At 43.1% G+C, this 11,622-nt stretch carries 8 protein-coding genes and 1 pseudogene; all 9 read right to left on the bottom strand.

Annotation, left to right across the window (positions count from 1 at the left end):
* Positions 1-1,512: 1,512 nt before the first annotated feature.
* A pseudogene (locus AM228_RS35795) lies at positions 1,513-1,611 on the bottom strand (hypothetical protein); the annotation flags it as partial.
* 94 nt (positions 1,612-1,705) lie between these two features.
* Positions 1,706-2,116, bottom strand: a complete 411-nt coding sequence (locus AM228_RS27740; protein WP_054470177.1) for a transposase family protein — start codon at positions 2,114-2,116, stop codon at positions 1,706-1,708.
* 135 nt (positions 2,117-2,251) lie between these two features.
* Positions 2,252-2,452, bottom strand: a complete 201-nt coding sequence (locus AM228_RS31360; RefSeq protein WP_054470175.1) for a hypothetical protein — start codon at positions 2,450-2,452, stop codon at positions 2,252-2,254.
* Positions 2,452-2,871 (bottom strand): hypothetical protein, encoded by a 420-nt coding sequence (locus tag AM228_RS27730; RefSeq protein ID WP_054470173.1) that lies wholly within the window; start codon positions 2,869-2,871, stop codon positions 2,452-2,454. Before AM228_RS27730 ends, AM228_RS31360 begins: the two co-directional genes overlap by 1 nt.
* Before the next feature lie 5 nt (positions 2,872-2,876).
* A complete protein-coding gene (locus tag AM228_RS27725; RefSeq protein WP_054470170.1) occupies positions 2,877-3,533 on the bottom strand; it encodes a hypothetical protein in 657 nt (218 codons plus the stop codon).
* A 366-nt stretch (positions 3,534-3,899) separates the two neighbouring features.
* Positions 3,900-7,478 (bottom strand): methyl-accepting chemotaxis protein, encoded by a 3,579-nt coding sequence (locus AM228_RS27720; protein ID WP_054470168.1) that lies wholly within the window; start codon positions 7,476-7,478, stop codon positions 3,900-3,902.
* 167 nt (positions 7,479-7,645) lie between these two features.
* Positions 7,646-8,167, bottom strand: coding sequence for a CheW domain-containing protein (locus tag AM228_RS27715; protein WP_054470166.1), 522 nt, complete (start codon positions 8,165-8,167; stop codon positions 7,646-7,648).
* Between the two features lie 11 nt (positions 8,168-8,178).
* Positions 8,179-8,544: a response regulator transcription factor gene (locus AM228_RS27710; protein WP_054470163.1), complete on the bottom strand. Its 366-nt coding sequence runs from the start codon at positions 8,542-8,544 to the stop codon at positions 8,179-8,181.
* A gap of 740 nt (positions 8,545-9,284) precedes the next feature.
* Positions 9,285-10,541: a response regulator gene (locus AM228_RS27705; RefSeq protein ID WP_054470161.1), complete on the bottom strand. Its 1,257-nt coding sequence runs from the start codon at positions 10,539-10,541 to the stop codon at positions 9,285-9,287.
* Between the last annotated feature and the right edge of the window lie 1,081 nt (positions 10,542-11,622).

Genomic DNA, 11,622 nt, shown 5'->3' with positions numbered 1-11,622 from the left:
TTTAACCTCCTGTGCCTTCTATGCAATTCAGGGTCGTTGCTGGTCTTGATGGCCGGTTTTGACTGGCCGATCGCTCATCGAAACCGAGAAATTGGAGATTGATGGACTAGATCCGTGACGAGACTCTCAAGATATCTCGACAAACAGATTGAGTTGCAAAAATTGTGAAATAGAGGCACCCATCGGTATGCACGATATCTTGGACTAATTGCCAGAGGTGCGATGGAACGGCGCTAATAGACTAGAGTCATAGCCAGCCAACACCCTGAAGCTTTCAGCACTTATCAGGACTTACGCTGTCTCGCTTGATTAATAGGCGATCGATGGCCGTTGATCGGCAATGATCACCGGACAGATAGGGTTCATACGCAAGTCGGATATGGGATTGAATTCAAAAGCCAACCAGCTAGACAAGGAATGTGTTTTATCGTATTAGGCAACAACCCCAGATACGTTTAATTATTCTGTGTTTATGCCACTTAATCCTTTATCCTGTAAGGCTTATGAGCGTTAACTCAATCTACTTTTGATGCTACGTGACTCAATCTTGACTCAATATCAACATACCATACTGGTTAAATGAGTCAACTACCGCTAGGGAATAACCACTAAACTAATCAACGATTTTAATTAATTTGTGGTTTTATTATAATCTAAATAGTGGTGCGATTCGTTCACGCGGAAAGTGGATGGTAATACCTGAAACGTTCGCGTGGTCTGGGTTAGAGGCAACCCTAGAACCCAGATAACTCTCAAGGTGTTTGGGATAGTCCCGTAAGACCTGGATTCCAGAGAGGACAACACCTCTCTAGGTCATCGACACTAGGCCCGGAGACTCACTATCTTCCCTTGTGAAGCGGGCTAGAAAGCTGGTAAGGATTAAGCAGATATCCAAGATAGCCAGCAAGTCAAGCGCTCATAGGTAGCGAAAGCGAACTCCTGACTTGAACCCTCTTAATTATTGAGTAGCGAAACTGCTTGAAACGCTGCGCCCAAAAGGGCAAAGGGTTAAGGTGACGAACTTATTTGCTCAGTCACAGAACCAATAGACATCTCCAAAAACTTCCAAAGCCTTTACCCCATTGATTTCTGGGTTTCTAGATTTAAACTGACCTGTATGCAGAAATCAACGGTATGATAAGTATTTGACAGTATTGATGTCAAAATAAAACAAATTTATTCGGGATATTTATTTCATATTTATCACTAAATTTTGAGCCAAAACGCTCTAAATTACTAGGGCACCGATTCTCAATCTAATTAATCCACATACATAATTACGCGGTTATAACTGTCAGCCTTTAACCGAAATCTTTTGCCCGCTATCCGAAAATTTTTTACCAACCTAATTAAATGCTCTACTACGACCATTTTTTTAGCTTTTTATTGGTTTGATTGCTTGACTTTTTCTGTGATTTCTTAATTTCTGGTTTTTTTCTGAGGCGTATCAATTCGGGGGTCTCCCACTTCTGCTTTATCCCCTTGAATTTTTTGGCGATCGCTGAATTATGATCAGCGATCGCGCCAAATAATTATATCGCTAGTTATACCAGGATTTCCAACTACTACATCGACTATCTCTTGGCCTGAATGCATTACTATTAATTGGTTTTTAAAAGTGTGTTTTTTCTGCTTGCCTGAATAATTTTTTTTTGCTTTTGATAGGCTGTCGGCCTTAGCATGGGCTGCTCAGAGCTATCTACTATTAACTCGAACTCAGACAATATTTCTGATATCCATGCCCATGATGACTCATTTTTTTTAGTTTATCTACCAGAGAAGCTGGCAGCAACTCTCTTAAAATACCCAACCAGTAATGAAAGATGTAATTGGCGGCTGATTCACTGACGCCAAATTGAACTCCTAACATTTGAAAGGTTGGCAAATTATCCAAATAAACCAAAGTCAGGAGAATTTGGTCACTCAAACTTAACTTAGGCGGTCGTCCCCCGCCTGCTTTGATAATTCTAATCTTATTATTTTCTGCCGCTTCTTTTTGCTGATTCTGTAATCTTTCTGCATGACTAATTAACTCTATTAGCTGTGAGTAATCTAGTCCGACCAGCCTTTTGGCTGATTCTGGATGCTTGTCGATATAATCTCTCAGTTGGCTCATTGACCGGGTAAAATTATCTTATACCACAAGTAACACCGCTCTTGTTTTTATTTTGGAGATGTCTATTGTAGATAGATGAAATAAAAGACACTAGAAAATTAACCCTAGTGCCTAGAATTGTTATTTATCAATTAATTAATCTTTTAACCGATAAATAATCCGGAATATTGCCTTAACTTCCGGTAAGTTAATATCTATTCCTTGATTTTGCAATTCTTTGATTGCCAGTTCATAACTTAACGGTTGATTCTGATTAGCGGTAATGATTACTAATTCAGTTTTAAGGTTACGACGTTTTTTGTATTTATCAGTATTGGTAGCTTCAGAGTGACCCATTAATCGTGACCGAATAGGGGTGGATATGCCACTTCAAGCAATTGGTTGTATAAATGCCGAAAAGCATATTTCTGGTATACCGGGCATCCGTAAGATTCCATTTGACCGCCAAATTTTTGATTAAAACCATCGGCAATACTTTTCGGTTTAATGTTTTGCCGTGGCGTATAAGTTGGCAGCATAGGCTTAAAAATTTGCAAATCATTCCATAAATTTGGTAATGGCACTGGACTAATTACACGATAACCTGTTTTAGTAGATGCACCAAAATTAGTGAATTCACCAATCACCAAGGCAGCATAAGGATTGTTCTCGCGATCAGTTAATGGGTAAACAGTTTCACCGTCAGCAGTAAATGGTTTATACAAATTTTGGGCGGATGCTATTTCTGTAGGACTTAATCCATACAAAACACACATTGATGCTACCCATAGCCATGATTCACGAGCAATTCGCCAATTTTTGCAACGCAATGACGGTATTTCATCGTAAGCCAATACCATTTGAGGTAATCTTCTAAAGCAATAGATTGTTTTTCGCGAAATTCTGTTTGAACTGTGTCAATCCTGTTTATTTTTTTAATCAATTCATCAGAATTAGGGCAACGTTCACAAATGGCTTTAATTGCAATTTTGGCAACCAGAAAAGTAGCCGATCCCTGTTCACAAGATAACCAAATTTCTTTTATTTCATCCCAAATAGGATATTTATCCCAATCTGGAAATTTTTCAAAATATTTCCCATAAGCATTATAGTAGCTTGTTAAGTCACTAATGCCACCAAATTGATTAGGATCTTTAGTGCGTTTACGTCCTGTATTGCGATGCTTACCAGAAAAGTATTTATCTTCTATCTGTTGAAATATCTCACGGTAGGTTATGAGGTCATTAGCAATCTCATTCTTACCCAAGATTTCCCGGTCATACCATTCCCAAAATTCACTAGATGTTTTAATTGTCTTTAAAGCGTTAGCTACCTTATGTGCTTTCTGTAATGCTTCGATTACAGATTTTTCAGTAAATGAACTGATACCAAATTTTTTGGATGACCGTTTACCAGTTTTAGGATTAACAAATTGCAACTTGAGGCGATAGGTGTATCCCTTACCTGACTCAACCTTGGTTAAGTGGAAAGTAACCCCTTTTGGACACTCATCAGCCTTACGCTTGCAAAATTCTAAGGTTTTAGCGATTTTATCGCTGTATTCCTCATATAATCCTGATTTGGGGGTTTGATTTTTCTGACTCCTTTTTGACTCAACTACACTTTTTAGCGGTTACTGATTCAGGTTGAAACAAGGTAATATCAATTGTTTTGAGCCATACGGATACTTTTAATTTACCTAATTCCGTGCGGAATTTACCACCGTCAAAGAAATCCCCGGAGCACAATCGCGATTACCCTTGGATCAACTCCCGAACCCAGGAGTCAAGAAGGGCTTTTTGATCTAATCAGCCCCAAAGCCTCGATGGGCTCGCTCTCCAGTATCTACCCGGAAACGCTCCACAGAAGTTAAGAGGTCTCTCGCGACACCCACCAGATTTTGGAGAGAAATCGACACTTTCTGAGATTCCTGAGAAGTTTCCTGTGCCGTATGTTCAACGGCTTGCATCACCTGAGATACCGCACGAGCCACTTCATTTTGCTCCACCGTATCCGCCGTAATCGCTCGCACCAGAACATCAATCCGATTCGTCACTTGAATAATATTGTCCAGGGATTGCTTGGCTTGTTCGGAAAGCTGGGTTACTTTAATCACCTGTTGTTGACCTTCCTCCATCGCCGTCATCACGGAGTTGGTTTCCCCCTGAATTTGCATCACAATTTGCTCAATATCTTTCAGAGCCTTGGCTGAACGGTCGGCCAACTGTCGCACCTCATCAGCCACAATGGCAAAACCCTTTCCCGCTTCACCGGCACGAGCCGCTTCAATACTCGCATTCAAGGCTAGTAAGTTTGTTCGACCAGCGATCGCGTTAATCAAAGCCACAATCCTAGAAATTTCCTGAGAAGATTCTGCCAGCCGCTTCACTTTCCGGGTCGTTTCCGCCACCGTTTCTCGAACTTCCAGAATCCCACCCACCGTCTGGTCAACAGCCTCCCCACCTTTGATGGCGGCATTGGAAGCATCTTTGGCCACCGCCTCCGCTTCTCTAGCTGCTTCCGCCACCCGTTGAATCGCATCAGTCATCACCTGAACCGAATTCAGGGTCGCCGCTAATTCTTCCGCTTCCCGCAAAGCATTCGCGGCTAAATTACGGGCAAATTTCTCACTATCATTGGCTCCTTGGGTCACTTGTCGCGCCGCCAACTTCACCTGAACCACAATTTCCCGCAAGTTTTGAATCGTCAAGTTAAAAGAGTCCGCCACCGCACCCAGCACGTTCGCCGTCACCTCTGCGGCCACCGTTAAATCTCCACGAGCCGCTCCTTCCACATCATCGAGCAGTCGAATCACCTGACGCTGTAAATCTTCCTTAGCTTCCTCCATTTCTTCCGCCCGCCGCTGTGCATCTCGGGTCGTACTGAGCATGATCCGAGACATAAGATTAAATTTAGTCGCCAACTCACCGAGTTCATCTTCGGAATAAACACGAGTGGAAACATTCAGATTTCCATCAGACATGGCATCGAATTGCTTAATCAAGTCTTCAGTGGAACGCCGCATATGTTCCGCCGTCCAACGACCCAGACTAAATGTGGTTAAAAAACTGGAAGTAAGCGCCGCCCCGGTCATCAGCGCATCTCTGAGTTGACGCCCTTCAACTTGAGACGTACTATACGAAACTGTAGCCACCGCCAAAGCTGCTGCTGCCCCACCAATCAAAGAAATCCAGATTTGTTTTTGTTTGAGCGGCGCATTGTCCAAAAAACTGAGCAATGTCCCGTCCGAGCTACTACTGGAGACTTCTATTGATGGACTCTCTAAGGGCAGGGGTGGGACTTGATCTCCTGTGCCGGTAATACTAAAAATTTCCTCATCCCGGATGACAGAACCCTCAGTACCATCGGCAAAGACTAAATTATCATCCAAAATTGCTGCCGCGCTAGGATCTCCAGAAGTAAAATCAAATGCACTACCACTGGTCATCGCTCCACTGGTATCTTCTGGGAGATCAAAATTATGTAATTTGTCTACATCAAAGTCATCATCCCAATTATCTAAAAAGTCAACATGATGGCGAGAGGATACACCATATGCTGAATCGGCCAAATCATCCTCATCAAAAGCAGCATCAAACTCATCATCATCTAAAGCAAAACTAGAGATTTCGCCTTTGCCATTATTAGAAGATTTAGAATTAAACGTTGCTGGTTTGGCGGAGGATTTGTCCGTATTGCTAAATGGACTGGCTTCGTTCGACAGAGAAAGCTGAATTTTAGAAGATTCGTTCGCGGAGCGTTGCGGATGCAACATCGCTTGAGAGGCTCGGGATTCTAATTCTTGAGTTCCCATTAACAAAGTCGCCCCTTCACCCATCAAATCCTCTTCCTCATCCATGAATTCATGGGGTCGTGAACCATTAATAATTTCTGGTTCGTCCATTTGGAAAAAATCGTCATCATCAGCAAAGGCATCTTCAGGAAAATCATCATCAGAGACGGACTCTAAATTTTCCGGCTCGGACATCAACCCTGGAGATGGGGAAATTTCCTCAGAGGATCTAGCGGCATTACTCGCCGAGATAGGTTCTAAGGATTCTGGTTCTAATTCGCCGCTTTCGACCTCTTCATATTCTTCATATTCTTCATATTCTTCATATTCTTGATCATCAAAGGCAAAAGCATCATCAAAATCATCAAATGCATCGTCAAAATCTTCGACTTCTTCTGCCTCGGAATCATCTAAGATTCCTGCTTGTGGCTGGGGAGATAAGTCAGGGACTTCTTCATTTTCTTCATCAGATTCACCGAGCAAATCAGGCATTTCTTCTGTCGGTAAAAAGTCTGGTAAATCCGTTAAGCCTGAATTGGCCCATTCAGTTTCTTCAACAGCCGCCAGTAGTTCTTCATCAATCGCAAATGGATCATCTTCAAAGGCTTCGCTGTCTCGATCATCTAAAGTAAAACTTCCTGACGTATTAAATGGATTATCTTGAGCTAATTCGTCGTAATCTTCGTCAGGAATGAATTCCCCATCCATGTCCTGATCAAAGACTGGGGCAAATTCAGCAGTTTGTAATTCCAAGTCTTCTGATGGGTCGGAGGCAACCGCATGAAACACCGATCCCCCCATGTTTTCTAACACATCAGTCACGAGGTCGGGATCTTGGGCAATCTCTATATTTTCTGGGGCTTCATTTTGTGCTGGAGATTCCAGTTCCTCAAATTGCTGGGCATCATTGAGAACCACAGAGTGAGCTTGTTGCGGAAATTCGACACCGTTTTCTGAGAATGATTCGGATTCCTCTAAGTCGTAATCGATGTTCTCTGGCAGGGGATCCAGTTCATCTAGGCTATAGTCCCCGGTTTCGGCCAATGGATCTAGTTCATCTAGGCTATAGTCCCCGGTTTCCGCCAATGGATCTAGTTCATCTAGACTATAGTCCCCGGTTTCGGCCAATGGATCTAGTTCATCTAGACTATAGTCATGGCTGTTGAGCGAAGCGGCTGGATCTTCTTGAAGGTAAGGAACGTCGTGTTCCAAATCATTCAGATCCTCTAAAGAGTTTTCATTATATGAGGTTAAATCGTGTAGTCCTTGCGGGTATTCTTCTGTAGACATATCAGAAGACAGCAACCCAGCTTGATTGGCATATTGCTCACTGTAAGCCAACCAGTTGGTGGCTTCCTCGACCAGGGCGGGATCTTCAGTCAAACTGAGGACATATTCATAGCGTTCTCGTGCGACATCGTACTGCTCCAATCCATAATAAATATGACCTTGAAGCAGCCATAAATTTGGATCATCTTGAAAATGATCTACTAATCCATTGATAATTTCAGCCGCCGTTGAGTAGTCACCATTCTCGTATGCTGTATATGCTTTCGCATAGTCGTTTGCATAATCAGTGCTTAATTCCATCTCCTGCCTCCTGCCGGTACAAGGGTTTCATCCCGCAGGGTTATGATTTCACCCTGGTTATTAATTTATATATTTGCTATATTTGCGGTGTTTGTTGCAGGCCAACCAAGCTGAAAGGCTGTTCCCCTGGCGATCGCCCCAAACAAAGGTCAGCGCTGCAACGTTGGTTAGCTTGCCCAATGTTTTGGGCGGAGAATCTCTCCTTGATCCAGCAATCGGAGAATCCTTTGGGACTCTTCACCAAATACCCATTCACCTCGGAGAAACGGCCTCATCGTTTCAGTAACAGAATTCGGCTGAATTAAAGACTTTACATCCAGCCAGTCTGTATCTCCAATTCGGTCAACCGCTAATCCTAGTATAATGTCTGAGTCTTCAACTGCAATCACAGGAATTTCTGAGCGATCCGTTTTTAACGGACTGACATCCCCAAGTAATTGCCCGAGATCCGCCACCCAAATCACGCGGCCCCGTAAATTTAATGTCCCCAACAGAAAAGGAGATACATTGGGAATGGGAGTAATTTCTTCAGATCCAGCTTCGATCACCTCGCGAATCCCTGTGGCGGGTAAAGCAAACTCATCCCCAGAAGATATATAGAACCTTAGATATAACTCACCTTCAGGTGTTTGAATCTCCTGAAATTCTGCCGCTTCACTGCCTATGTTGAAATCCGGATTTCCTACCATTGCTTCTGTGCTTACCCTCGTAGTAGCTGTTTGACAGTTCCCACTAGCTCAGTTGGTTGAAAGGGTTTAGCAATATAAGCATCAGCGCCTTGCTTCATCCCCCAATAGCGATCGAATTCTTCCCCTTTGGATGAACACATAACCACGAGGATATGTTGGGTTTTAGGGTCAGATTTCAACCGCCGACAGACTTCATAACCATTCATCCGGGGCATCACAATGTCTAAAACCACTATATCTGGCGGTTGAGCTTGGATTGTTTCCAAGGCTTCCAACCCATCTGTCGCGACTGTGACGGTTAAACCACTCTTTTTCAGGAGGTCTGTGATCATCTCCCGTTGCGTCAGACTGTCTTCCACAACTAGAACGTTGCTCATCACTTCCTACCTACTTGCTGCCTCAAAATATTCACGGGAAAATTAACGGGAAAGCTCCACCGAGCCTGCCCAACTGGATATAATGTCACCTGCCCTACAGAACCAGTCGATAGGGATTTGGGGTCAATGATTAACTTTGGCGATCGCCATAGCTCCAGTATTGGCATTTGTTTCGGTAGAATTTGAAATAGATATGATTATATTGGCACTTTTACCCGTTACCATAACAGAAAATGGCCCCCAAGAGCGAAATTGCTCTATTGACACATCGAGTTATCACCATATTATAGATTTACATACATTTTGCTCATGTTTTGATTTTGCTCCATTGTCTTGGTTAATCTGACAATAGGTTTCGAGATTCAAGGTATTGGGGTTTGCCGGATGCCACTGGAGGGGATGCTCTGGCTTTTAGTCATTTGGCTTTTAGTCATGCTGGGGGTTCTCTTCGCCAACCCTCGCGGTTTCCACCGGTGAAAACGAAGCTAGACATCCCTTGGCACCTTATGGCAATCCTGACCCCTGAGCATTTGGAGCCTGACTTTTTCGACTGGGGGAAGCTTTGACGATTTCGGTAATTGATATTTATGGATATTTGTCGATCGATTTTTAACGCTTTTTTACGCTAAATTGACTCAGACCAAGGCAACTCCATAAATTTTTTTAATCAATCGGTTTTTTTGCATATGGTCATTCTGGGTGATGCACAGCAATGTATCCGTAATGTCTCCGGTGATGAATTAAACTGGCGTATCAAATGTATCAGCCAACAAAATTTCTGGCTCTGGGCGATCGGGATCTCCAGAGCCAATATATTTTTCAATCAGCATCAGCAGTTCACTTTCTCCAAAGGGTTTTGTTAAATAGTCATTGGCTCCAATCATTCGCGCTTTAATCCGATTAATAAAGCCATCTAGACCCGTCAACATAATCATCGGAGTTAGGCGAAAAGCGTTAGATTGGCGGAGCATGGCACAAATTTCATAACCATCAAGTTCGGGCATAGTAATATCACAAAGAATCAAGTCAGGCTTTAATTGAAATACCAGACTCAGAGCTTTTAAAGGATTGACAATTGCCGTAACTTCATAGCCATGTTGCTGAAGAATATACTCTACGGTTTTGCCAATGCTCACATCATCATCAATGCAAACAACTCTGGGAATTGCTGAAGGAGATTTCCAAGAAAATTTTGATGAACTTAAATCCGCATCCTCATTTTTGGCTTCTGGATAAAATAATTGCACTAATCCTAGCTGCACGAAGGGATAAATTGCTCGGGCCACGGTGAGAATATCGCGATTTAAATAACGGGACATTTGCCGCAGAGTTGTCGTGCCATCCGCCCAGCGACTTAGACTTTTAAAGGTATTTTCCGGCAAAGCTTGGCGTAACTGAAGAACATCAGAAATCACGGGACACTGATTAGGAGATTGAATATGAGGATAAAACTGGTTCCACTCCTGAACCTGCTTAATCATTTTTGTCAGTAAAGGAGAAATTTCCAGAGAAACTAATTGGGGAGCTAGGGCGGATCCGATTTCAAAAATAAATGATCCTTGATGGAGACTTAAGAGATCAAATAAAGTTTCTCGAATCATCCCTTGGACAATACTGCGCCCTTGAGATGGGGTGATAATCTGCTCTTCTAATAAAGCCCAAAGATAGCCATACTCCAGTGCATTCGTAGAGGAAATCGACATGGATTGGGTGCTATCTAAGCTGTTCTCTAGATTGTAACGCCGCAGATAGTCTCGCAAACGAGATAACTTGACATTCGGATCGGCAGCATAGACGATTTGTCCGTTAGAGACAAATACAAACCAAGAACCTGTTGATAAAGAACGTCCAGATATTGCTCGATGAATTGTTCTCGGTCCCAAGACAACACTGTGACCAGATCGATAGGTTTCCACAAACAATTCGCCGGTTCGTTGCCCTAACTCCACGAGTTGCAGTATGCTGCGGATGTCGATTTCATTTAAATTGCCCTGCATTCAACTAAAAGTTTCTCCTTAAAAACTGTTTAAAACTAGAGGTTTGCTGGCGATTAACGCTGTTTAATCGTGAAATTCCGCTATGATGTCATATGAACTGAAGGCTAGACTTTTTTTAAACGATTTGAAATGACTGACATTTTTTGAGAGGAATCAGCGATCGGGATGATGATTCTACTGTGAATGACGGATCAACTTCATAATTTGTTGATGGAAATTTAATCAGGACTTTAATCGAGGTCTATTCAGCAAAGAATAAATCAGCAGAAATCAGGAGAAATGATGTCCACAAATCAGGTTTGATGAGGATCATTTCCGGGAGATATCTCGCACAAGTGAGATGTGATATGAACTTCAAAAACCATTGGCTCCCATTGGCTAGGGATGACTGAGGTCATTACCACGGTTTTGACAGAAAATCATTCACAAGATCATTCACAAGATTTCTAGGGGCTGTAGGGGCGAGAAAGCAATAACTGATTGCGCGAATGCTTCGCCCCCTCAGCCACGCCTAACCCTTGCGGCGATCGCCTGGGATGGTCTGATGGCAACCACGAGAACATCCTCCGCTTCAGACACTCACAACCCTAAAAGGGTTCTGGATAACTGATTTGCCTCCCCCCCCGTCCCTCCTTTGGCCACCGATCGACCCGGCAGCGAAGACAGAGATGACCCACCAGTCGCCTACTAATGCGCGTGTCATAGTTTTCTGAGTGGGCGGGAATCATCAAAAACCAATCACTGCTGGTTATCATAACTGTGATTAATGTGCTAATAAAAGATGTTATACCCGATTGTATTGAGTTCCAAATTGGCTTATTCCAGCAATTGTTGCTTGGGTCAGCCCCAGAAGTGAACTCAACTGTGGTCTAATGGTCGTCAGACTCAACTACTATAGAGAAGTGTGTGCGATTCGTTCACGCGAAAAGCGGATGGTAAATCCTGAAACGTGCGAGTGGTAATGGTTTCGGAAGACCTAGTGAACTAATAGGCTACTGCCTAAATCGTAGTCACGAACCATTTCCTCGACCTGAACTGGTCGTTTGGTAAGTAGGGTCTGCCCTACTAGGGGAGTCACACC

It is taken from the genome of Planktothricoides sp. SR001 (genome assembly GCF_001276715.1).
GTDB classification, from domain to species: Bacteria; Cyanobacteriota; Cyanobacteriia; order Cyanobacteriales; family Laspinemataceae; genus Planktothricoides; species Planktothricoides raciborskii.
This window is presented reverse-complemented; position numbering and strand designations above follow the sequence as displayed.